Below are 23,022 nucleotides of genomic sequence, written 5' to 3' on the forward strand. Positions count from 1 at the left end.
TATTTAAATTATGCTCATTAAGCTGTAACGGCGTTGCCAAGTCTCTTAATTTTAAAGCCTACATAGCCGTAAACCACAGCTAACACAGGGTTAATTAAGTTAAAGAAACAGTAGAACACGTAATCAAGTGGATTAACTGCAAGTACACCGTACATGTAGGCACCACAGGTGTTCCATGGGATAAGTGGTGAGGTTAATGTACCTGAGTCTTCTAAAGTACGACTTAGAACAACAGGATCTAAGCCTCTGCGCTCATATTCTTCTTTATACATACGACCAGGCATCACAATCGCCATGTATTGATCAGCAGTTACCAGGTTAGTACCAATACAAGTTGAAACGGTACTTGCAATTAAACCACCGGTTGTATGTACACCATTTAAAATAGCATCCATTAACTTACGCAACATACCTAAATGCTCTAAAACGGCACCAAACGTTAATGCACAAATGATCAGCCACACGGTGTTTAACATACCAGACATACCACCACGGCTTAATAAACTGTCTAAGTTTTCATTACCGGTATTTACTGATACGCCATCAAAGAATGCTGTCCACACCACTTTAATGTTTGCAGTAACAGCATCAACACCTTCTCCTGCTAAACTCATAATAAAATCTTGTTGGAATAACATCGCCCATACAGCCCCCGTTATCGCGCCAATTGATACCGCTAAAAATGCAGGTACTTTCTTTATCGCCAATACAAGTAATACCACTAATGGGATAAGGTTAAATACATTGATATTAAAATGCTTGTCCATTAATTCATTAAGCATTAATGCACTTTCACTAGAATCTTTTACATCTTCATTAAAGCCTAAAATCAAAAATAAAACTAACGCGGTGGCAATTGAAGGTAATGTGGTCCACAGCATATAGCGAATATGCTTAAACAGTTCAGTACCAACAACCGCAGGGGCTAAGTTGGTGGTTTCTGATAGTGGAGAAATTTTATCGCCAAAATAAGCGCCAGAAATAATTGCACCTGCGGTAATTGCTGGATCTAATCCTAGGCCATTAGCAACAGCAAGTAACGCCACACCTATGGTCGCTGCAGTGGTCCATGAGCTACCAATAGACATTGAAACCAAGCCACATATTAAACATGCCGCTACGTAAAACCATTGTGGGTTTAATATGTTTAAGCCGTAATAAATAAGCGTTGGCACTGTACCAGATAATAACCATGTACCAATTAATGAGCCTACAGCTAACAAAATAAGTACTGCGCCTAATGAGATAGAAATGCCATTAATAATAGCTTTTTCCATACTTACCCAATTGTGACCGTTTTTAAAGCCGATAATAATAGCTACGCCGGTTGCAAGTAGTAGTGCGATTTGGTTTGGACCATAAGAGGAATTATCAGCAAAATACATCACCGCTGCGGTAAGCATTATTATCATCATTACTAATGGCAATAATGCATCCATTAGGCTGGGGGATCTCATTGTTTCTTTATTTGACATATTTTCGGTAAACCTACTTCAACGTTTTAGTATAAATTGTTTATAGTTTGTTAATAATCTTATTATGGTTTTTCTCAAATGTATGCAATTACTTTTAAGAATGCCACTAGCAGATATAATCTGGCCAAGAGTATAAATGACTTCATGCAGTAATTACGAATAGATATGCGCAAACGTTACAAATTAGATCAATAATCATGCAGTATAATAATGACAAAAAAAACGGGGTCAGAGTCAGGTTATTTTGCAATAACTTGACTCTGACCCCGGTTTTTTGAGTTCTTTTAGTTTAAAAACTACTTTTTAGCAATTTTTCCTACTTCAACTAGGTCGAATGTGATGTATGCTGTTTCATCTAAAAATGGGTCTAAGTCGGCTAGTTCTTCAGGAATATCATCAACTGACTCAACCGGCTCTTTTGCCATTGCTTTAAGACGCATATTAGCTCGATTTAAACGTTTAAGTTTATTATCTTCTCTTTCAGCTTTACGTTCATCAAAGTTTAATGATGCAGATTTCTTATCTTTGTTGGCACGATAATAACTAATATCTTCATTTAAATATTTAAACTCATCATTAGTTTTTATACGTTCTTTATGCAAAGAATCTAAATAAGCAATATCTTGGCTAAAGTCATTAATAGTGCGGTAAGAAGCTTTATTAATTTTATCCCACTCTAAGGCACGCTCTTCGCGGCTTTCGCCCCACTCACCTGGCTCAATTGCCGAAGGATATAAAATATCAGGTGTTACGCCTTTATGTTGAGTACTGCCACCATTAATACGGTAAAACTTAGCAATGGTAAATTGAATACTGCCTAATGGGTTTTCATATAAGTCATACACTCGGCCTAAGCCACGGTGTTGCTGTACAGTTCCTTTACCAAACGTGTTTTCACCAATGATAATTGCACGGCCATAATCTTGTAATGCGGCAGCAAATATTTCTGATGCTGATGCACTGTATCTGTCTACCATTACTGTTAATGGACCATCGTAATAGCTTAAACCATCAGTATCTTTATTAATTTCAACTCGGTTAGCGCCATCTCTAACTTGTACGACCGGACCTTTATCAATAAATAAACCGGTTAATAACGTTGCTTCTACTAATGAACCACCACCATTACCACGTAAATCTACAATAATACCTTGTACATTATCTTCTTTTAACTTGGCAATTTCTTTAGCAACATCGCGAGATAGTTTGTTGTAAAAACTAGGAATGGTGATCACACCTAACTTTTTCGCATTTGCTACATCTTCGCCTTCAGCTTGTTTTTCACTATACACTTCAGACTTAGCGGCTCTGTCTTCTAATTTAATCGTGTCACGAACAATAGAAATCACTTCTATTGTTGGATCATCTTCGCCTTTTTCAACCTGTAAACGTACAGTTGTGCCTTTTGGCCCCTTAATTAAGTCAACTACGTCATCTAAACGCCAGCCTACTACATCAACAAATTCTTTATCGCCTTGAGCAACACCAATAATTTTATCTTTAGGCTTAATTTTTTTAGATTTATCTGCCGGCCCACCAGTAACAACGCTTTGAATGACAGTGAAGTCATCTTCAGCACGAAGGACTGCACCAATACCTTCAAGAGAAAGGTTCATTTCCATTTGGAAACGTTCGGCGTTACGAGGAGATAAGTAAGAAGTATGTGGCTCAACAGTGCGAGAGAAAGCATTCATCACAATTTGGAAAACGTCTTCACTTTCACCTTGGCTAAGGCGTTTTAACGCGTAGTTATAACGCTTAGTTAGTACTTTTTTAATTTCAGCCCAGTCTTTACCGGCTAATTTTAAATTTAACGCATCAGATTTAACACGTTGACGCCATAATTCATCAAGTTCAGCTTCGCTTGTTGCATATGGAGCATCTTCGCGGTCGAAAACATACTGCTCTTTTTTAGTAAAATCGAACTCTGTTTCCAATAAACTTAATGCATATTGGTAGCGTTGAAATCGACGTTTAACGTTTAAGTTATATATATCGTATGCAGGAGCAAGTTTGCCACTGGCTACCATATCGTCAAAGCTATTACGGTATTTTTCAAAGCTGGCAATATCAGATTCTAGAAAAACCTGACGAGAATAATCAAGTTGTTTCAAAAAAAAGTCATAAATTAATGATGATAGTTCATCATCCATCATAAATTTTTTGTAGTGTTGCCTCGAGAAGGTGGCAGATATTCGCTGACTAGCTTTTTTGTGTTGCATTTCCTGCATTAACTGCGGCAGGTCTTGTTCTGCTATTTTAACTTTTTCTACAACTTTCGTTTGTTCAACAACTTTCGCTTGTTCAGCAATTACCGACAACGATGAAAAAGATAGAGAAACGGCAAGGGCTAATCGACAAATATTCTGCATATAACAACTCCGGTGTTTATTTAGTAAAGATTTTATCAGCTTTTGTTTTAACCACCATTCCAGAGGTTAACTGTACACTTACATCTTTACCGGCTACTTCTGTAATAGTAGCATCTAATGGTGAATTCCCAACCTGAACCATTACATTCATACCTGCGGTTAATGAATTTGCTTCAGCTTGAGTTAATTTAACTTTTGGTTTAGCGGGCATCTTTTTAGCTTTACCAACTTTAGCTGCTTTACCAACTTTAGCGGCTTTACTTGCTACTGTAGAGCCTTTATCACCTGCTTTAGTTCCTTTATAAGACGTATTTTCTTTTTTGTCTTGTGTTTTTTTGTTAGCAAATTTGTCTTGGCTTTCTTTTAGTGTTTTAGCTGCAAAGTCAGCTTGGTCTTGATCGATAAGCTCGGCATCTTCACCAGCAAGGTTTACACGGTGATTACCAACTTTGATTGACTTAAGGTAACGCCAGCTTGATGTATAGTGACGAAGTGCTTGACGTAATTGGGTTTTACTTACTTTTTCGTCGCCTTCAAGTTCAGTAGCTAGCTCTTGAAAAATACCAACTTTTAATGGCTTTACTTTGCCTTCGATAGAGAAACATGCCGGGAATTTTTCCACTAAATGGCTAATAATTTCTTTACTGGTAATACGTTTTGTTTCCATAATATTTTACTTCAATTAATTAATTTTGTTGTTCTAGATCCTAGCTACCTCTATATGGAGGGTTTAGCTGGAATTAGAGGTTGTTTTGTTCTAAATACTGTTCACGGTTTTCAAGCAAATGCCTGCACCAATCATAAATATCGTCATATTCTAATTCAGGTAAGCTTTCTTCGCCTATCCAAGCATCCCAGACTAAATTAAGCAAATTAGTTAATTCTTCTGGGTCGATGTCATCTTCAGCCATTTGATAAATGGTGTGATAAAATTCATTTACTTTTTCTGCAACACATTCTTCTTCTCCATCCCAGTCACCTACTACAGCGTCTGACACTAAAAAATCATGTATTACGACAAATTCTTTCATTCAGTTTAATTCACTTTTCATAACAAGGCTATAAAGCTAATTGCTTTTCAAATGCATGTACTATAGCTTGCAAACCATTGGCATCTTGTTGTTCAAAATAACCAATCGACACACTGTCTATATCTAACACCGCGATGACTTCACCTTGATGAAATACCGGAATAACCACTTCTGAGTTACTCGCTGCATCACAAGCGATATGTCCTGCAAATTGGTGCACATCTGCAACTAACTGAATACGTTTTTCGCTCACGGCCGAGCCACAAACACCGCGACCAACGGGGATTCTAATACAAGCAACTTGACCTTGAAAAGGCCCTAAAACCAACTCATTATCAACCATTCGATAAAAACCAGCCCAGTTAACATCATCAAAAGCATTAAACAGTATGGCACTGATATTCGCCATGTTGGCAATCATATCATTTTCGTCGCTAATTATCGCTTCTACTTGCCCAAGCATGCTTTGATAAAAATCAGTTTTATCCACGTTTGCATAAACCATTTTACAAAAGCGCCTAACATACCTTGTCAGCTGTTTAAATTAAAGCTTTACTCGTTGTTTTTTAGAAATAAATGCAGATTAAATTTACTATTAATGATTTATTGAATAAATTAGCGTGATTTGTGCGCTTATTTCTCTTTTCCCGGGGTTAGATCTGAAGGAAATAGATTTTGCACCTTCACTATAATCAGTCATTAATACACGCGGTGCACCATGTGGAAATTCACTCATATGAGTAACAGCACCAAGTTTAAAGTTAAGTCTGCTGGCAATCTGTTTTGCTTTTTCTTCTGCGTCTTTAATTGCCACATTCAGAGCCTGTCGATAATATTCATCAGCTTTACTGGTTTCATATTGTAATTTAGAGATATGTTTAACCCCTAAACGTATTGCTTGGTCTAAGATCGGGTCGTAATGCTCAAAATTAGTTAAAATAAAGGTAAGTTCTCTTGATACATCGATAAGAGATGGTTGATATAAGTCTTGAGCACTTTTAGATTTGTTGTCAAAAATAGGTCGAATACTCATTTGGGTAGTTTCAATTGAGTTCTGATCAACGCCAATTTTTTTGGCCAGCGCCAATAACTCATTGGTTTTCTCATCAACTACTTGTTTCGCCTGCTCTGCTGTCATTGCTCTATCGGCTAAAGTGATGGAGAAAGTAAAAATATCAGGGTCAATCAATACCGCGCCTTTACCCGTTACTTCAACACCAGGAGGGTTTATGTCTTCTGCATTAACAGCCTGACCAGCAATTGAGAGTAGTAAAACTGTGAATGCGATAAATTTGTTTTTGATCACTTTTTAAATACCTCTTGGTTGTCTTTTATAAAAGACAAAAACTCTTTTCGTTCTTGTTCGCTAGCTTGTTGCCACCAATATTTGAGCATGAGCAAATTTTGTGGCCCTGTTTGAGTAAATTGGCCTTTATCATTCTCATTTAAACTTCTCTTAACAATTTCTTGACGGCGACTCAACGTTTCTTTCATAACCGTATCATTGTAAGTTGTTAGGGACTGAGCAATGATAGGTACGGCACTACCATTAGGTTTTATTAAACTTACTATTGGCGATTTAGCATAATTTTTGGCACTCTCAACATCGTTTTGTTTGGGAAAACTAAATTTAAGCTTATCTTCCTTCCCTACCGAAAATAATAAGATGAAGGGTTTAGACTTCACCGTTATATGATGATCTTCAGTATCATCATCAAATAACTCAGAATACTTTAGAACTAGAACATTTTGTCCTGTGCCAAGAAATAACTCGGTAGTTGAGCTAAAAAATGAAGTGGAATACTGTTCACCATTAAGCCTTACTACAATAAACTCTTCTGGCACGACAAGCTTTGCCGCCAATGCCGAGAACGAAGTAATTAAAAAACACAAAGGTAAAAACAAAAATTTCATAGTAATATTAATTTATATAAATGAGTCTGTTAATTTGAGTATAAGTTATTTATATGAAATTTTTATGAAAAATATTGTTGATTATAATAAGTTAGAAAAATATCCCCGCCAAACCTGAAAAATAGCACGGTCAAATATTTAATCAGAAAAAGTATGACGTCATCCCAAACGAGCATTAGCGAGATTTGGGACCTCCTGTCGCGTATCGTGCTTCGAACATTTATGTTTTTAAAGCCACTGTATACTGAAGGAGATCCCGGATATCGCTGCTCGGCAACTGCTCCTGCGTTGCTCTATCTCCTGCGTCCCTGCAGTCGTCTTCCGGGATGACGGTGAAATATTGATAATTTAGTTACAACTTCAAGTTGCTCTAAGCTAAAGTTTTATTTAAAAACAATCACCTGGAATACGAACAAAACCTTCCATAAGTACGCGTGCGCTGCGGCTCATTATTGCTTTATTAACCGTCCAGTTTCCGTCAATACAAGCGGCCTCTGCGCCCACTTTTAATGTTCCAGATGGATGACCAAAAGTAACTGCGTTACGTTCTCCGCCACCAGCAGCAAGGTTAACAAGTGTTCCAGGAATGGCAGCAGCAGTACCAATAGCAACTGCAGCGGTCCCCATCATTGCATGGTGTAATTTCCCCATAGACAATGCACGAACATGTAAATCAATTTCACCGGCAACAACGTCTTTACCACTAGAAGTAATATAATCTTGAGCATTTGATACAAATGCAACCTTTGGCGTATGTTGACGTGCTACAGCTTCACTAACGTCAGTAATTAATCCCATTTTTATAGCGCCATGAGCTCGAATAGTTTCAAAACGAGTTAAAGCAGCATCATCACCATTGATTGCTTCTTGTAATTCAGTACCGCTGTAACCAATTTCATCTGCATTTAAGAAGATTGTTGGAATGCCAGCAGTGATCATTGTTGCTTTAAAGGTACCAATGCCTGGAACTTCTAAATCGTCAACTATGTTACCTGTAGGGAACATAGCTTCAGAAGGGTCAACTGGTGCGATAAATTCTACCGGCACTTCTGCTGCAGGGAAAGTTACACCGTCTAGTTCAAAGCTACCTGTTTCTTGTACTTCACCGTTAGTGATTGGCACTTGTGCAACAATTGTTTTAGAAATATTTTTCTGCCAAATGCGAACCGTACAAACACCGTTTTCAGGAATTCGTGAGGCATCAACTAAGCCAGACATAATGGCAAACGACCCCACTGCTGCGGTCAAATTACCACAGTTACCTGACCAATCAACAAATGCTTTATCGATAGCTACTTGACCAAACAAGTAATCAACATCATGATCTGCAACTGCACTTTTCGCTAAAATTACGGTTTTAGATGTAGATGAAGTTGCTCCACCCATACCGTCAGTTTGTTTACCGTATGGATCAGGTGAACCAATAACACGTAGCAGCATGTTATCACGCGGCTCACCAGGAACCTGACAGCGTTCAGGTAAATCGGTTAAATTAAAAAATACACCTTTTGATGTACCACCACGAATATACGTAGCTGGGATCTTTACTTGAGGAACGTGAGACATCACTCTCTCCTTTTTTCTTTTATACAAAAAAGCAGCATTAAAGTGCTGCTTTTTAATCAAATTATCAAAACTAAATCTATTTGCTTTAAGCTGGATTTTAGCTCTAATTCAAGGCGGTAGCGCGGAGCCTAGTGTACATAGGTGAGCACTACCAACGCAGAAGTCGAGCTAAAAGACCATTTAAGCATTAGATTTAAGGAAATCGGTGGCGAATTTCTGAAGGACTCCACCGCCATCGTAAACTGAAACTTCTTCAGCTGTATCTAAACGACACTTCACTGGAATTTCAATTACGTCACCGTTAGCACGCGTCATAACAACTGTCATAGCAGCACCCGGTGATGTAGTACCCACTACGTCATAAGTTTCACTACCGTCAATGTTATAAGTATGACGTGTTTCACCATTAACAAACTCTAATGGCAATACGCCCATACCAACTAAATTAGTACGATGAATACGTTCAAAACCTTGTGAAACAATCACTTCAACACCCGCTAAACGAACACCTTTTGCTGCCCAGTCACGTGATGAACCTTGACCGTAATCAGCACCAGCAATAATGATTAATGGCTGTTTGCGCTGCATGTAGGTTTCGATAGCTTCCCACATGCGAGACTCAGTACCTTCAGGCTCTATACGTGCTAATGAACCCTGCTTAACTTCGCCATTTTCGTCACGACACATTTCATTGAACAATTTCGGGTTAGCAAATGTTGCTCGTTGCGTAGTTTCATGATCGCCACGGTGAGTTGCGTAAGAGTTAAAGTCTTCTACTGGTAAACCCATTTTATGAAGGTAAGCACCAGAAGCACTATTAAGTTGAATAGCGTTTGACGGTGATAAGTGATCAGTTGTGATGTTGTCACCAAGAACCGCTAATGGACGCATGCCTTTCATGGTACGTTTACCCGCTAAGGCACCTTCCCAATAAGGCGGTCGGCGAATATAAGTACTGGCAGGATCCCAGTCATATAACGGACTTTCAGCTGGTTCAAACGCACCTAAATCGAACATTGGCGTGTAAACTTTCTTGAATTGCTCAGGCTTAACACTTGACGCTACAATTGCATCGATTTCTTCATCACTTGGCCAAATATCTTTCAAAGTAATGTCGTTACCGTTTTGATCTTGTCCCAGTACGTCCTTTTCAATATCAAAACGCATAGTACCAGCAATTGCATAAGCTACAACTAATGGCGGTGACGCTAAGAATGCTTGTTTTGCGTGAGGATGAATACGACCATCAAAATTACGGTTACCAGATAATACTGCTGTTGAGTATAAATCGCGGTCGATTATTTCTTGTTGGATTTTAGGATCTAACGCACCACTCATACCATTACAAGTAGTACATGCGTAACCAACAATACCAAAACCAAGCTTTTCCATTTCAGGCAATAAACCGGCTTCTTCTAGGTAAAGTTTTGCAACTTTTGAACCTGGGGCGAATGAAGACTTAACCCAAGGTTTACGAACTAAACCTAATTCGTTAGCGCGTTTAGCAACAAGACCGGCAGCAACAACGTTACGTGGGTTAGAAGTGTTAGTACATGAAGTAATCGCAGCAATAATTACCGCGCCATCTGGCATTTCACCAGCAGCTTCTTGTGATTTACAAGCATCTAAATCTTTAGCAATGTCTTTCGAGGCCAAATCAGCTGTTGCTAAACGACGATGTGGATTAGAAGGACCTGCTAAGTTACGACAAACTGTTGATAAATCAAATTCGATAACACGAGGGTACTGCGCTTCAACTAAATCATCAGCCCATAAACCTGTGTGTTTCGCGTAAGTCTCAACTAATTTAACTTGTTCTGGTTCACGACCAGTGATCTTCAAGTAATCAATGGTTTGTTCATCAATGTAGAACATACCTGCAGATGCACCATACTCAGGTGTCATATTTGAGATAGTTGCTCTGTCACCAATGGTTAAACCTTTAGTACCTTCACCGAAGAACTCTAAGTAGCTAGATACTACTTTCTCGGCGCGTAAAAACTCAGTAATAGCTAATACCATATCGGTAGCAGTAATACCTGGTTGGCGTTTACCGGTTAACTTAACACCAATAATATCTGGTAGACGCATCATAGATGGACGACCAAGCATTACAGTTTCAGCTTCTAAACCACCAACACCAATAGCAATAACACCAAGAGCATCAATATGCGGAGTATGGCTGTCGGTACCAACACAAGTGTCAGGGAAAGCTACACCATCACGAGCTTGAATAACTGGCGACATTTTCTCTAAGTTAATTTGATGCATAATACCGTTACCGGCTGGGATAACATCAACGTTTTTAAATGCTGTTTTAGTCCATTCAATGAAGTGAAAGCGCTGTTCATTACGACGATCTTCAATTGAGCGGTTTTTATCAAACGCTTCAGGGTCAAAACCCGGAGCTTCTACTGCAAGAGAATGATCAACAATAAGTTGTGTTGGCACAACAGGGTTAACCTTTGCAGGGTCTCCACCTTGATCAGCGATAGCGTCACGAAGACCGGCTAAATCAACTAAGGCTGTTTGGCCAAGAATATCATGACAAACAACACGAGCAGGATACCAAGGGAAATCGAGGTCTTGCTTGCCTTCAATGATTTGTTTTAATGAATCAGTTAAATCAGCAGGAGCACAGCGACGAACAAGTTGCTCAGCTAAAACACGTGACGTGTAAGGTAATTTTGCATAGCTACCCGGAGTGATTGCTTCAACCGCTGCACGCGTATCGAAGAAATCTATATTGGCACCAGGTAGGGGCTTGCGGTATTCATAGTTCATAACGTTATCCAAAGAATAATGTTTAAAAGGATTGGCCAAATAAATGGCCAATTCAATTTTTAATTGTTTATAAGTATCTTTATACCAATCCGTATAATGATCTGTTCATTGAGTAACTCATATATACAACATATGAGTTACCCTTCGGGAATGCATAAAAACCTTGATAATTTCCAAAAATTTCAAAAAGATATGAATAACTATCTATTCAAAATTTCAGTTACTCTAAAGCTTTTTATATCATTCTCAATTGTTCACATCATTACGCGAACTGGTATTACTTATCTTTCTGCTATAGGACCAACAGTACGAGGTTCAACGCCAGTGTAATCTGCACTTGGACGAATAATACGGTTATTTGTACGTTGTTCCATAACGTGAGCTGCCCAACCAGTTAAACGTGAACACACAAAAATTGGTGTAAACAGTTTAGTTGGAATACCCATGTAGTTATAAGTCGATGCATGGAAGAAATCAGCATTACAGAATAATTTTTTGGTATCCCACATGAATTCTTCACATGCTACAGAGATATCGTAAAGTGATGTGTCACCATTTTCTTGAGCTAGTTTTTCAGACCAAGCTTTAATTACTACGTTACGTGGATCAGAAGTACGGTAAACCGCATGGCCAAAGCCCATAATTTTTTCTTTACGAGCTAGCATGCCAGCCATTTGCTCTTTCGCATCAGCTGGTGATGTGAATTTTTGGATCATATCCATCGCAGCTTCGTTTGCACCACCATGTAATGGACCACGTAATGTACCGATAGCACCTGTAATACATGAGTACATGTCAGAAAGTGTAGATGCACATACACGAGCAGTAAATGTAGAGGCATTAAATTCATGCTCAGCATAAAGAATAAGAGATACATCCATAACACGTTTGTGTTGCTCTGAAGCTTCTTTACCCGTTAATAAACGTAAGAAGTGACCACCTAATGAATCTTCATCAGTCATACAGTCAATTTTTACGCCTTCATGGCTGTAACGGTACCAGTAAGTCATAATTGCAGGGAATGCTGCAAGTAAACGGTTAGCAGCAACACGCTCTTCTGAAAAATCATTTTCTGGCTCTAAGTTACCTAAGAAAGATGCACCTGTGCGCATAACATCCATAGGATGAGCATCAGCAGGAATACGCTCTAGTACTTCTTTAAGCGCTTGTGGTAAGTCACGCATCGCTTTAATTTCTGTTTTGTATGCATCAAGCTCTGCTTGGTTTGGTAAATCACCATTGAATAAAAGGTAAGCTACTTCTTCAAATGTAGAGTTTTCAGCCAAATCAGCAACGTCGTAACCACAATAGGTTAAACCTGAACCAGATTGACCCACTGTACATAATTTTGTTTCACCGGCGCTTTGACCACGTAGACCTGCACCACCAATTTTCTTCTCAGACATAATTTCTTCCTAATAATTTCTGCAATTTGTATTTAATTTAATTATTCAATTAACGTTTTATTATTTATTTTTACCTTCCGAGAAAAGCGCATCTAGCTTTTGCTCGTAATCGTGGTAACCAAGGTAATCATATAAATCCATGCGAGTTTGCATGTTATCAATTACTGCTTTTTGGTCGCCATCGGCTAATAATGTTTTGTAAACAAGTTCAGCGGCTTTGTTCATTGCACGGAATGCTGATAACGGGTAAAGCACCATTGCACAGCCCCACTCGCCCAATTGCTCTTTGTTCCAAAGTTCTGTTTGACCAAACTCTGTGATGTTCGCTAATACAGGTACATCTAGAGCTTCAGTGAATGCACGGTAGTGCTCTTCAGTTTTAACTGCTTCGGCAAAGATACCGTCAGCGCCAGCAGCAACGTATGCTTTAGCGCGTTCAAGTGCTGCTTCTAAACCTTCTTGAGCGAAAGCATCAGTACGAGCCATGATGAAGAAGTCGGCATCTGTACGAGCATCAACAGCTGCGCGAATACGATCAGCCATTTCTTCAGTAGATACGATTTCTTTGTTTGGACGGTGGCCACAACGCTTTTGTGCAACTTGGTCTTCAATGTGAACTGCTGCCGCGCCTGCTTTTTCCATATCACGAATAGTTTTGGCGATATTGAATGCTCCGCCCCAACCTGTATCGATATCTACTAATAACGGTAAGCTCGATGCACCAGTTATACGTTGAACGTCAGCAACAACATCGTTTAAAGATGTCATGCCTAGATCAGGTAAACCGTAAGATGCATTGGCTACACCACCACCTGACAAGTAAATAGCTTGATGTCCAAGTTGTTCAGCCATCATTGCGCAATACGCATTAATAGTACCTACAACTTGTAGTGGTTTGTTGTTTTGTAGTGCTAAACGAAATTTTGCACCTGGAGATAGTTGAGTTGTCATATTATTCAGTTTCCTGTTCTAGTTTTCTTTCGATATTTTTGCGCGATGCAGCAATGTGGCGACGCATTAGCATTTCTGCTAATTCACCATCTCTGTCAGCTATCGCATGTAAAATTGCTTTGTGTTCACCATATGCACGACTTGCACGTGGACTGTTCATGCCAAATTGGCAACGATACATACGCACAAGGTGATATAGTTCACCACAAAGAATATTGATTAATTGTTGATTGTTACTGCCTTGGATCACTCGATAATGAAAATCTAAATCACCTTCTTCTTGGTAATAAGCGATGCCATCTTGTAGTTGTTTTTCTTGGCCATGAGCGGCAAGAATGGTTTGCAACTCTTTAATTTCAGCATCTTCCATCTGGCTTGCAGCCAAACGACATGCCATGCCTTCAAGAGCTTCACGAACAATATATATTTCTAGTAAGCCCTTAGTTGTACACTCAACAACACGAGAGCCAACATTAGCTTTACGTTCTATTAAGTGGCATTTTTCTAAACGGTTTAGCGCTTCACGAAGGGTTGAACGACTTACCTGATACTTTTTAGCAAGTTCGGGCTCACTAATTTTACTGCCCGCTAATATCTCCCCTTCAACAATTTCATGCTGCATGGTTTCAAATATTTTATCGGCAGTAGTTACCGGTGCTTGTCTTGCTGGATTATTAAAGTTCATCGGACTCTATTTAGTTCTTATTGAGCGATTTTGTCATCGATTTGTCATAAACAAATTGTCGACACTTTTGATTTACACCAAGATAATACGCCGATTGGATATTAAGTCAAGACTAAAAAGGACGGATTGTCGACAATAAAGGCAAAAAACTAGTTAAATGATGCAAATATGTTATATTCAAGTGAATCATTGTCCGACATACAAGCGTTTGAATTCAGTATTTATTGGCTTTTGTGAGTAATATTAGCCAAAGAACCAGTAACAGACACCAATACCAGCGCAAATACCACTAACATCAGCAATAAGGCCACAAGTAATGGCATGGCGGGAATAACGAATACCAACACTACCAAAATATACAGCTAACACATAAAAGGTGGTTTCAGTAGATCCTTGCATTATTGAGGCTAACCGCCCAGCAAATGAGTCGGCACCATGAGCATTCATTGTTTCAATCATCATTGCTCGAGAGCCAGAGCCGCTTAATGGTTTCATAAACGCAGTTGGCAATGCATCAACAAAACGAGTGTCGCCTCCCAGGTAAATAACTAAATTGCGTATACTGTCGACAATTAAGTCTAGTGCGCCACTTGCTCGAAAGACACCAATAGCGCAAAGCATAGCCAACAAATAAGGGATCAATTTAATACTGACCTCAAAACCTTCTTTAGCACCAATAATGAATTGATCGTATACATTAATTTTTTTCAAATGAGCGATAGCAAGAAAACTGATCAACACAGAGATAATCAAAAAATTGCCCATTAATGAAGATTGGCTCGCTAACTGTTCTGCGGTTAACTGCGCTAAATAAATAACCAATGCGGCTACCAAGGCCATAGCACCACTAAGATATAAAAGTATGACACCTTTATATAACTTAATTCGTTGAAACAGAGCGACTGAGACTAGCCCTGCTAATGTAGAAGCAAACGTTGCAAGAAGTATAGGAAGAAATACATCGGTAGCAACAGCTGCCCCCTGCTGTGCCCGATAAACAAATACGCTTATAGGGAAGAGAGTAACTGAGGATGTATTAAGCACTAAAAAAAGTATTTGCGCGTTACTAGCGGTATCTTTTTTGGGGTTAATCTCCTGCAGATCACTCATTGCTTTTAAGCCTAGCGGCGTAGCTGCGTTATCTAACCCTAAAAAATTTGCCGATAAATTCATTGTTATTGAACCAAAGGCAGGATGATTTTTTGGAACCTCTGGCATTAGCCTAGAGAATAACGGTGAAATAGCTTGCGCTATTTTATTGACAATACCGCCACTTTCGGCAATTTTCATCATACCAAGCCAAAAGCTTAATATTCCAATTAAACCAATGGCAATTTCTACCGTGACTTTAGACATTGAGATAATACTAGTGAGTAGTGCTTCAAAAATTCCAGCATTGCCAAGAACAAGCCATTGATAAAGTGACACCACAAAAGCAAAAATGAAGAAAAACAACCAGATGATATTTAACATGAAAGAGCCATTTATTTTTTATTATTTTAGTTACTGATTTAGTTAATATTTTTATAATGAAATATAAACAATGCAAATACCATAACATAAGAAACACGGTTATTTATACAACATTCACTGCAAAATATAATAACAAATCGAGCTGTGGATAAGCTGTGCCAAAGATGTACAGAACCTATAGATAAGCTGTGCAGAGCAAAATAAAACACCATCACCACACACTTGTAACGCATTGATATTAAAGGCATAAAAAATAATTTAAATTATTTTAAAAATCGACTGGACTTTAATCCCTCTTACACTACAATTAAAAGTCCAAGCAGCAAATTAATTGAGTTTTTATCTAGGAGATAACGAAAAACTCACTGCTTAAACAAATTAGCGCAGGCTCAACCTATTGAGCCATTCCCCTGAGCCTGAAGCGATTGCTTCAGGCCTTTTTTTTGTTCGGATTTTGGGATGTTAACTCGTTTCGGTTGCATGGAACTGGGCTCAGAGCGGTTTGGTTATATTAACTCGTTTCAGCTCCATGGAACTGGGGTCAGAGCAAACCCTATTTAAAAATAGGTTTGGTCTGACCCCGTATGTCTGCACCTGCTATAAATTCATAAAAGGATCTAAATCAACACCTATCTCCCTTGCTCTTTTAAACGCGGGTCTAGCTTGGAGTCTAGTTAAATATGCTTTGATTTCTGGCTTATAATTATCTGCTAAACCAATTCGTTCACCAAAATTAAGCGCCATACCTATCGCGATATCAGCTATAGTAAATTTATTGCCACAAAGATATTCATTAGTTTTTAAGTGCTTTACCAAGCCGCGCATTCTTGAAAATAGCCATTGGCTATAATCTTCTACAATTTGCGTGCTTAAACGCTCACCTTGCTCTAAGTATTTATAGCGAAGTATTAATGCTAATGGAAAAGTATAAGTAGTATCGCTCTGGTAAAGATAATTCAGAAACTGACCATATTCTGGATGTTCAACAGGTATGGCTAACTGGTGTTGGTTATATTTTTCCACCAAGTAATGACATATTGCCGTTGATTCGGTTAAACAAATATCGCCATCTTCAAAAAATGGCACTGTACCCAACGGATTGGTATCTAAATAGTCTTTCTTTAAAAAACGAGGTGGAAAAGGTAGCACTTCCACCTGATATTTAAGTCCCATTTCTTCTAATGCCCACAATGCACGCAAAGATCGTGAGTCATAACAGTGCCATAATTTCATGGTCGTTTAGATCCTTTATTAAAGTTAAACGTTGAACAGGCGCTTGTAGTTATTAGTAGATAGCTTTGCTATTTGCTCAACTGTTTGGCCGCGTACATCAGCAAGCATTTTAGCAACTTCTACAACATATGCTGGTTGATTTTGCTTACCTCGGTGCGGTACTGGCGCTAAATAAGGTGAGTCAGTTTCGATCAAGAACTTATCATCAGGTACTTGGTGGGCAACATGACGTAATGCAGAGGCATTTTTAAAGGTAACGATGCCGGAGAATGAAATGTAGAACCCCATCGCAATTGCTTGTTCTGCCATTTCCCAACTTTCAGTAAAACAATGCAACACACCGCCCACTTGTTCTGCGCCCTCTTCTCGCATGATATCTAAGGTATCTTGCTGAGCATCACGGGTGTGAATAATAATAGGTTTATTTAATTTTCTAGCCACGCGAATGTGTTTACGAAATGCATCTCGCTGTACTTCTTGTGTTTCAGGCGCATAGAAATAGTCTAAACCGGTTTCACCAACAGCCACTACCCTTTTGTGATCTGCTAGTGCTAATAGTTCAGCTTCATCTACCTTATCTTCTTGATTTAATGGATGTACTCCACAAGATAATTGTACATTGTCATATTTTTCAGTTTTAGCAACCATGCTTGGGAATTCTTTGAGTGTTACTGATACACAAAGCATATTACTAACATTGGCTTCTTTGGCCGCGTTAACAACACCATCGAGATCGTTGTTAAAATCAGATAAATCGAGACGGTCTAAATGACAGTGAGAGTCTATGAACAAGGGTTGCTCCAAAAGGTAAAGTAAATTGCGGAAATTGTATCTAAACGAGGGTCAGAGTCAAGTTAGGTTTTTAGGTATATTAATAAGTTCCAATTGCATGGAATGGGGTTCGAGCAAATTTCACTTTAAAAAGTATAATTTGGTCTGACCCCGTATGGTTGCACCTACTATCTATTTTTTTATGCCAATTACGGTATATTCGCCGTTAACCTTCAATTTAATGATAACGGCTTTATCAGTTTTATTTTTCCAGTACCAACCATGAACACCATTGAATGGTGCGGTAAAGCTGCCTTTCATTTCTGCTAACGTGGCAATTGCATAACTCTCAAAGTAACCAGTGGTATCACCTTCAGGTTCGCCGTGTAGGTCAAAATACAAAGCACTACCCTCTGTTAGCCATTCATACTCCATTTTTTCAAACTGCTGCATAGCAAACTTAAACTCAAGACCTCGTCTAGCAGGAACAGTAATTTCAAAACTATCTGAAGAGCTAAGTTTATCGGTGTTTTGGTATTGGTCTACATCAGTTGTAGTAGTAGTGTTCGCTAAGGCGGTAAGTCCCATTTTTTCACCAAGCCCAGTAGGATCAATGTTATATTCTGCTGGCAAAATAAAACTTACTAATGTTAAAACGGCAATAACTAAAGCAATGATTGTCGATTTAATAAGTGTTGCGGTTGATAATGTATGTTGCATTGATACCTCTTAAGTTAATTAACAAAGTAACCGGTAAGTTGAAATCCTATAAGCATAAAACCAGCGCTTACTAACAGCGTATTAGTGGCAGTAGAAAATTGCTTAAAGGTGTGATGTTTTCGCCAATAACTAATGCCAAGCAAAATAAACGTTAATGCGGCGAACTGTCCTATTTCTACGCCTATGTTAAAGGCAAGCAAATTAGTAAACAGGCCATCTTCTGGCAACTGAAATTCTTGTAATTTAGTTGCTAAACCAAAACCATGAAACAACCCAAAAACCAACACTGCGACTTTCGCATTTGGACTATAACCTAAGGTTCGTTTGAACCCACCTAAATTATCAAAACCTTTGTATACAACTGATAAGCCAATAATAGCATCGATAAGATAAGCATTAACTTGTATATCAATCATCACACCTAGCAGCAGGGTTAAACTATGTCCTAAAGTAAACATGCTCACATATAATAATATGTCTCTGCTTTTGTATAAAAAGAAGATCACACCAACTAAAAACAAAAGATGATCATATCCGGTGACCATATGTTTAGCGCCAATGTACATAAATGGGAAAAACTGCACGCCAGTATTGTTTTGTAAAAACACCCGGGTACTTTCATCTACGCCATGTGCCATTAAATCGAATGAGAGCAAGGCGAACAAAAATAGTCCTAAAACGAGCAAAGGTTTGCGGATATGGTTTTTTATCATGATTGGTTCCAATAAATAACTAGGGGCAGAGTCAACAAATTAACCGACACACTAGTGTCGTCCCGAACTTGATTCGGGATCTTACTCTGACCCTAGCTTTTTCGTTTGTCTGCAGCTGTTACATCGTGTAGGTGGCTTCTTTAGAATTAAGCATACGTCCTAAATTAGACTCTATTTGGTTACGCACGTTGTGTTCGTCACTTAAAAATGCCACTCCAACGCCAGGTTCAGTGCCATTTTGAGCACCGTGTGGAGTGATCCAGCAAACAGAAGTATCCAATTGTACGGATTCTAATTGGCCAGGCAGAGTGACTTCTAAATTAATTTTATCGCCTAGCTCAAACTGCTCAGCTGTTTTTATGAATAGTCCGCCTTGTTTTAAAAAAGGCATGTAGGCCATATACAATTCGCGTTCATTTTTAAATTCTAATGCAAAGTTATTCATTTTAGTCCTTAACAATCCTTTCTTATTTTTATTCTAACCTGCAGTTAGTACATGTTCAATATCCACTAATAACGCTTCAATAGTAAAGGTTTTATTCGCTTGCGTTAACAGTTTTATTTGTTTTGTCGCTTGGTTTGATAAATTTATGCATTGCCAAAGTTGCTCGAGGGAATAACGATTTGCTAACTGGTTCATTTCATGACCAATTAATGCGTCTTGCCAACCTGATTGAATACGGATTAATTGATTAAATGAATTAGTTAACCAACGCAGACCGTGAATACTAGATGCAAGTAAATTGACGAATTCATTACCATTATTAAAATGTTGCAGAAATACAATTAACTGCTCGATAATCTCTGTTCGTTGCTCTTGGCATTTAACATCGGTTAGTTCTGCAAGTTCATTTAAATTACTAAAATCATTTATTAAGCTTTTATCACTTACTAAACTAGCAAGTTCTTCGCCCGTTGGCGGGTTAATTTTTACTACGCTACAGCGGCTTAAAATTGTTGGCAATAACATATCTATATCGTTACACACTAAAATTAAATAACTGTTTGATGTTGGCTCTTCTAATGTTTTTAATAACGCGTTTGCGGCTGATTCAGTCATATTTTCAGCAGATAATATTACTACCACTTTATTTTTAGCAAGTTGGGCGGTTTTTTGTAAGAAAGCACCAGCACTTCTTACTAACTCTACGCCAATAGTTTTTTCACCATTATCAATTAGCACTAGATCGGGATGTGATTGTGCTTTGATTAATGAGCAAGATTTACATTGTTTACAAGGCTCGTTTACAGTCTCAGCACGTTCACATAATAATAATCCAGATAACCAAGCTCCCAGCTCTGCTTGCCCGGCTAAATGACTACCTAACATGAGCATGGCATGTGGCAGTAGGCCTTGTTCAATTTTGCTGGTGATTTCTAGTTTATTATTAACTAGCCAGCTTTTGTCTTGTAAGTTAGCTGCCAAAATGTTTACTCAATAATTCAGTAATATCGCTATGTACTTTTTCCATAGTCTGGCTAGCATCGACAATAAAAATACTATCGTCAGATGTAGCTAACTGCAGGTACTTGTTGCGTACGCGATGGAAAAAATCTATTTTTTCTTGTTCGATTCGATCTAACTCACCGCGAGCTTGAGCGCGAGATAGTCCTAGTTCAGGTTCAATATCTAAATAAAGAGTAAAGTCTGGTTTAAAACCATTTAATGTTATATTTGCTATGGTATCAATAACTGAATCACTAAATTCACGTCCACCACCTTGATACGCTCGAGATGATAAATCATGACGATCACCTACCACCCACTTTCCTTGATTGAGTGCTGGTAATATTTTATTGGCGACAAGTTGTGAACGACTGGCGTACATTAACAATAGTTCGCACTGAGGAGTAATTTGTTCTTCACTAGGTTCTTTAACTAATGTTCTTAATTTTTCAGCCAATGGCGTACCACCAGGCTCACGAGTTTTCTCATAGCTAATTTGTTGAGCAGTTAAGAAATTTTCAATAACTTCTATGGCTGATGATTTACCTGCCCCCTCAATACCTTCGACAACAATAAACTTTCCCTGAGATTGACCTGACATAACTTACTTCTTCCCTCTGATGTATTTGTTAACCGCGTTATTATGCTCGGCTAAAGTGGTTGAAAAATGATGTTCTCCGTTGCCTTTACTTACAAAGTATAAGAATGGTGAGTTGGCCGGATGTAAACTTGCTTCAATGGCTGATTTACCAGGCATGGCAATGGGCGTAGGTGGCATACCGTTAATACGGTAAGTATTATACGCCGTTTTCTCTCTTAAGTTAGCATAAGTAATATCACCAGTGTAGCGTTCGCCTAATCCATAAATAATGGTTGGGTCAGTTTGCAAGCGCATTCGTTTAGCTAAGCGAGTTATAAAAACTGCAGAAATTAATGGCTGCTCACTAATTTTAGCCGTTTCTTTCTCGACCATAGACGCCATAATTAATACTTCATAGGTGTTTTTATATGGTAAATTCTTTGCTCTGCCCTGCCAACTTTCATCTAACTCTGCCGCCATACGTTGGTATGCCTGCTTCAAAATATCAATATCTTTTGTGCCAGAGATAAACTGATAAGTATCTGGAAAAAATAGTCCTTCAGGGTGCTTATGCTCACTCTCTAAAGTACTCAGAATTTGTTGGTAGCTTTTGTCTGCCAAGGTGGATTGAACGTGTTCTGTTTCTGCCAATTGGATAAACCACTCTTTAAAGGTTGAACCCTCAACAAAGGTAATTTTAAATTGATGTTCTTCACCGGCAACAAGGATTGCAAATAATTGTTTTATCGTAAGCTGCTCTGGCAACTTATATGTTCCGGCTTTAATTTCAGTAATCTCTGGGTGTAACTTACTATACAGCTTTAACCAAAGAGATGTTTCAAGCCATTGTTGTTTAATTAAATTGGCCACTACAGAATTAAACGAACTGCCTTTGGAAACGGTATAAAACTGCGACTCTTTAATAGGTAAGTCGTTATCAACATGACGCACAGTAACTGTATATACAGTAATCACTGCTGCTAGGGTGATAAATAACAAGATAAAAGCAATGCGTTTCATTAACACTTCCCTAGTAAAGCTAAAACAGTTTCAATATTAAACGATCTTTCCATAAATTTAACCACTGGAATAACACCTAATAATGAATTAGAGATAAAGATTGCGTCAGCACTGTGTAATACTTCTATACTTGCATTGACGATTTGAACGTTCGCTGATGATTTAATAAGTTCTTCTCTGACAATGCCCGTTACACCCGACAATTTTAGACAAGGGGTAAATAATGTGCTGTTTTTAACCCAAAAGATGTTAGCGGTATTACACTCAACAATGTTGTTGTTAATATCACAAACGACAACCTCATCAACATCTAAGGTATCCAGTTCATTTCGTATCAACACTTGTTCCAAACGATTTAAATGTTTAATACCAGCAGTGCTTGGATTTAAACCGAGTTTAACTGTGCTTATGCCTAAATTCACCCCTTGTTTTTGCCACAAAGGGTAATGACAGGGAAATTCGCTCACAGTGATGACAACTGTTGGAGTTAAACCGCCGCGTCTCGAATATCCCCGGCTACTTACACCTGCGGTGATAATCACTTTAATTGCAGCTAGAGTTCGACCGTTTATAGCTTTAGAAATTTCACTTTCTAACGCTTGCCAGTCGGGTGTTGGCAATTGTAAAGTTGCACAACCGTGTTTTAATCGATCAATGTGCGCCTTATAATGTTCGAGCTTACCTTCTACAACTTTACCTGTAGTAAATATTCCATCACCAAAAGCTAAGCCTCGATCAGAAATATCGATGAGCTCGGTTTGTGTATAGTTAACTGAACTGTATAGCATATGGTTTTATTTATTATTTTAATTTGATGTAAATGAGATCCTGAACAAGATTCTGAATCAAGTTCAGGACGACACTAGTGTGTCGGTTAGGTT

22 protein-coding genes are annotated in these 23,022 nt (G+C 38.4%); all 22 read right to left on the reverse strand.

The window, feature by feature from the left end; all coding sequences use genetic code 11:
- Positions 1 to 17: 17 nt before the first annotated feature.
- The 22 genes from nhaC to pabC all read right to left on the reverse strand — a co-directional run bounded on the left by nhaC (position 18) and on the right by pabC (position 22,929).
- On the reverse strand, positions 18 to 1,475 hold the full coding sequence (gene nhaC / locus RGQ13_RS11855) for a Na+/H+ antiporter NhaC (RefSeq protein WP_348389962.1): 1,458 nt from the start codon (positions 1,473 to 1,475) through the stop codon (positions 18 to 20).
- A 296-nt stretch (positions 1,476 to 1,771) separates the two neighbouring features.
- Positions 1,772 to 3,847 carry a carboxy terminal-processing peptidase gene (gene prc / locus RGQ13_RS11860; protein ID WP_348389963.1) on the reverse strand — a complete coding sequence of 692 codons (2,076 nt, stop codon included), beginning with the start codon at positions 3,845 to 3,847 and terminating at the stop codon, positions 1,772 to 1,774.
- A gap of 16 nt (positions 3,848 to 3,863) precedes the next feature.
- Positions 3,864 to 4,514, reverse strand: coding sequence for an RNA chaperone ProQ (gene proQ, locus RGQ13_RS11865; protein ID WP_348389964.1), 651 nt, complete (start codon positions 4,512 to 4,514; stop codon positions 3,864 to 3,866).
- 73 nt (positions 4,515 to 4,587) lie between these two features.
- Positions 4,588 to 4,878, reverse strand: a complete 291-nt coding sequence (locus tag RGQ13_RS11870; protein ID WP_348389965.1) for a hypothetical protein — start codon at positions 4,876 to 4,878, stop codon at positions 4,588 to 4,590.
- Between the two features lie 28 nt (positions 4,879 to 4,906).
- The gene (locus RGQ13_RS11875) at positions 4,907 to 5,368 is read right to left on the reverse strand and encodes a GAF domain-containing protein (RefSeq protein ID WP_348393403.1); all 462 of its coding nucleotides are present in this window, start codon (positions 5,366 to 5,368) and stop codon (positions 4,907 to 4,909) included.
- Between the two features lie 105 nt (positions 5,369 to 5,473).
- A complete protein-coding gene (locus RGQ13_RS11880) occupies positions 5,474 to 6,184 on the reverse strand; it encodes an SIMPL domain-containing protein (RefSeq protein ID WP_348389966.1) in 711 nt (236 codons plus the stop codon).
- A complete protein-coding gene (locus RGQ13_RS11885) occupies positions 6,181 to 6,792 on the reverse strand; it encodes a YccT family protein (protein WP_348389967.1) in 612 nt (203 codons plus the stop codon). The genes RGQ13_RS11880 and RGQ13_RS11885 overlap by 4 nt, the downstream gene beginning before the upstream one ends.
- Positions 6,793 to 7,179: 387 nt before the next feature.
- Positions 7,180 to 8,358: a 2-methylaconitate cis-trans isomerase PrpF gene (prpF, locus tag RGQ13_RS11890; protein WP_348389968.1), complete on the reverse strand. Its 1,179-nt coding sequence runs from the start codon at positions 8,356 to 8,358 to the stop codon at positions 7,180 to 7,182.
- Positions 8,359 to 8,538: 180 nt separating this feature from the next.
- The gene (gene acnD, locus RGQ13_RS11895; protein WP_348389969.1) at positions 8,539 to 11,142 is read right to left on the reverse strand and encodes a Fe/S-dependent 2-methylisocitrate dehydratase AcnD; all 2,604 of its coding nucleotides are present in this window, start codon (positions 11,140 to 11,142) and stop codon (positions 8,539 to 8,541) included.
- Positions 11,143 to 11,423: 281 nt separating this feature from the next.
- Positions 11,424 to 12,548, reverse strand: a complete 1,125-nt coding sequence (gene prpC, locus RGQ13_RS11900; RefSeq protein WP_348389970.1) for a bifunctional 2-methylcitrate synthase/citrate synthase — start codon at positions 12,546 to 12,548, stop codon at positions 11,424 to 11,426.
- Between the two features lie 60 nt (positions 12,549 to 12,608).
- On the reverse strand, positions 12,609 to 13,499 hold the full coding sequence (gene prpB / locus RGQ13_RS11905; protein WP_348389971.1) for a methylisocitrate lyase: 891 nt from the start codon (positions 13,497 to 13,499) through the stop codon (positions 12,609 to 12,611).
- 1 nt (position 13,500) lies between these two features.
- On the reverse strand, positions 13,501 to 14,184 hold the full coding sequence (locus tag RGQ13_RS11910; RefSeq protein ID WP_348389972.1) for a GntR family transcriptional regulator: 684 nt from the start codon (positions 14,182 to 14,184) through the stop codon (positions 13,501 to 13,503).
- A gap of 243 nt (positions 14,185 to 14,427) precedes the next feature.
- Positions 14,428 to 15,657, reverse strand: a complete 1,230-nt coding sequence (locus RGQ13_RS11915; RefSeq protein ID WP_348389973.1) for a nucleoside recognition domain-containing protein — start codon at positions 15,655 to 15,657, stop codon at positions 14,428 to 14,430.
- A 597-nt stretch (positions 15,658 to 16,254) separates the two neighbouring features.
- Positions 16,255 to 16,890 (reverse strand): glutathione S-transferase family protein, encoded by a 636-nt coding sequence (locus RGQ13_RS11920; RefSeq protein WP_348389974.1) that lies wholly within the window; start codon positions 16,888 to 16,890, stop codon positions 16,255 to 16,257.
- A gap of 24 nt (positions 16,891 to 16,914) precedes the next feature.
- Positions 16,915 to 17,682 (reverse strand): TatD family hydrolase, encoded by a 768-nt coding sequence (locus tag RGQ13_RS11925; RefSeq protein ID WP_348389975.1) that lies wholly within the window; start codon positions 17,680 to 17,682, stop codon positions 16,915 to 16,917.
- Between the two features lie 171 nt (positions 17,683 to 17,853).
- On the reverse strand, positions 17,854 to 18,381 hold the full coding sequence (locus tag RGQ13_RS11930) for a hypothetical protein (protein ID WP_348389976.1): 528 nt from the start codon (positions 18,379 to 18,381) through the stop codon (positions 17,854 to 17,856).
- 14 nt (positions 18,382 to 18,395) lie between these two features.
- Positions 18,396 to 19,019 carry a HupE/UreJ family protein gene (locus tag RGQ13_RS11935; RefSeq protein WP_405054196.1) on the reverse strand — a complete coding sequence of 208 codons (624 nt, stop codon included), beginning with the start codon at positions 19,017 to 19,019 and terminating at the stop codon, positions 18,396 to 18,398.
- A 193-nt stretch (positions 19,020 to 19,212) separates the two neighbouring features.
- Positions 19,213 to 19,539: a PilZ domain-containing protein gene (locus tag RGQ13_RS11940; protein WP_348389978.1), complete on the reverse strand. Its 327-nt coding sequence runs from the start codon at positions 19,537 to 19,539 to the stop codon at positions 19,213 to 19,215.
- 33 nt (positions 19,540 to 19,572) lie between these two features.
- A complete protein-coding gene (locus RGQ13_RS11945; protein ID WP_348389979.1) occupies positions 19,573 to 20,520 on the reverse strand; it encodes a hypothetical protein in 948 nt (315 codons plus the stop codon).
- Entirely contained in the window at positions 20,510 to 21,142 is a 633-nt protein-coding gene (gene tmk / locus RGQ13_RS11950; RefSeq protein WP_348389980.1) for a dTMP kinase, read from the reverse strand. Before tmk ends, RGQ13_RS11945 begins: the two co-directional genes overlap by 11 nt.
- A gap of 3 nt (positions 21,143 to 21,145) precedes the next feature.
- On the reverse strand, positions 21,146 to 22,141 hold the full coding sequence (mltG, locus tag RGQ13_RS11955; protein WP_348389981.1) for an endolytic transglycosylase MltG: 996 nt from the start codon (positions 22,139 to 22,141) through the stop codon (positions 21,146 to 21,148).
- Positions 22,141 to 22,929: an aminodeoxychorismate lyase gene (gene pabC / locus RGQ13_RS11960; RefSeq protein ID WP_348389982.1), complete on the reverse strand. Its 789-nt coding sequence runs from the start codon at positions 22,927 to 22,929 to the stop codon at positions 22,141 to 22,143. Before pabC ends, mltG begins: the two co-directional genes overlap by 1 nt.
- Positions 22,930 to 23,022: the final 93 nt, after the last annotated feature.

It is taken from the genome of Thalassotalea psychrophila (genome assembly GCF_031583595.1).
Lineage (GTDB): Bacteria > Pseudomonadota > Gammaproteobacteria > Enterobacterales > Alteromonadaceae > Thalassotalea_A > Thalassotalea_A psychrophila.

What these genes read in the sequence shown, in the direction of transcription:
- RGQ13_RS11935 (WP_405054196.1), bottom strand. Translation starts at nt 19,019, where the DNA reads ATGGCACATGGCGTAGATGAAAGTACCCGGGTGTTTTTACAAAACAAT.
- RGQ13_RS11870 (WP_348389965.1), bottom strand. Translation starts at nt 4,878, where the DNA reads ATGAAAGAATTTGTCGTAATACATGATTTTTTAGTGTCAGACGCTGTA.
- acnD (WP_348389969.1), bottom strand. Translation starts at nt 11,142, where the DNA reads ATGAACTATGAATACCGCAAGCCCCTACCTGGTGCCAATATAGATTTC.
- RGQ13_RS11915 (WP_348389973.1), bottom strand. Translation starts at nt 15,657, where the DNA reads ATGTTAAATATCATCTGGTTGTTTTTCTTCATTTTTGCTTTTGTGGTG.
- RGQ13_RS11930 (WP_348389976.1), bottom strand. Translation starts at nt 18,381, where the DNA reads ATGCAACATACATTATCAACCGCAACACTTATTAAATCGACAATCATT.
- prpF (WP_348389968.1), bottom strand. Translation starts at nt 8,358, where the DNA reads ATGTCTCACGTTCCTCAAGTAAAGATCCCAGCTACGTATATTCGTGGT.
- prc (WP_348389963.1), bottom strand. Translation starts at nt 3,847, where the DNA reads ATGCAGAATATTTGTCGATTAGCCCTTGCCGTTTCTCTATCTTTTTCA.
- RGQ13_RS11940 (WP_348389978.1), bottom strand. Translation starts at nt 19,539, where the DNA reads ATGAATAACTTTGCATTAGAATTTAAAAATGAACGCGAATTGTATATG.
- RGQ13_RS11885 (WP_348389967.1), bottom strand. Translation starts at nt 6,792, where the DNA reads ATGAAATTTTTGTTTTTACCTTTGTGTTTTTTAATTACTTCGTTCTCG.
- prpC (WP_348389970.1), bottom strand. Translation starts at nt 12,548, where the DNA reads ATGTCTGAGAAGAAAATTGGTGGTGCAGGTCTACGTGGTCAAAGCGCC.
- pabC (WP_348389982.1), bottom strand. Translation starts at nt 22,929, where the DNA reads ATGCTATACAGTTCAGTTAACTATACACAAACCGAGCTCATCGATATT.
- nhaC (WP_348389962.1), bottom strand. Translation starts at nt 1,475, where the DNA reads ATGTCAAATAAAGAAACAATGAGATCCCCCAGCCTAATGGATGCATTA.
- mltG (WP_348389981.1), bottom strand. Translation starts at nt 22,141, where the DNA reads ATGAAACGCATTGCTTTTATCTTGTTATTTATCACCCTAGCAGCAGTG.
- RGQ13_RS11910 (WP_348389972.1), bottom strand. Translation starts at nt 14,184, where the DNA reads ATGAACTTTAATAATCCAGCAAGACAAGCACCGGTAACTACTGCCGAT.
- prpB (WP_348389971.1), bottom strand. Translation starts at nt 13,499, where the DNA reads ATGACAACTCAACTATCTCCAGGTGCAAAATTTCGTTTAGCACTACAA.
- RGQ13_RS11920 (WP_348389974.1), bottom strand. Translation starts at nt 16,890, where the DNA reads ATGAAATTATGGCACTGTTATGACTCACGATCTTTGCGTGCATTGTGG.
- proQ (WP_348389964.1), bottom strand. Translation starts at nt 4,514, where the DNA reads ATGGAAACAAAACGTATTACCAGTAAAGAAATTATTAGCCATTTAGTG.
- tmk (WP_348389980.1), bottom strand. Translation starts at nt 21,142, where the DNA reads ATGTCAGGTCAATCTCAGGGAAAGTTTATTGTTGTCGAAGGTATTGAG.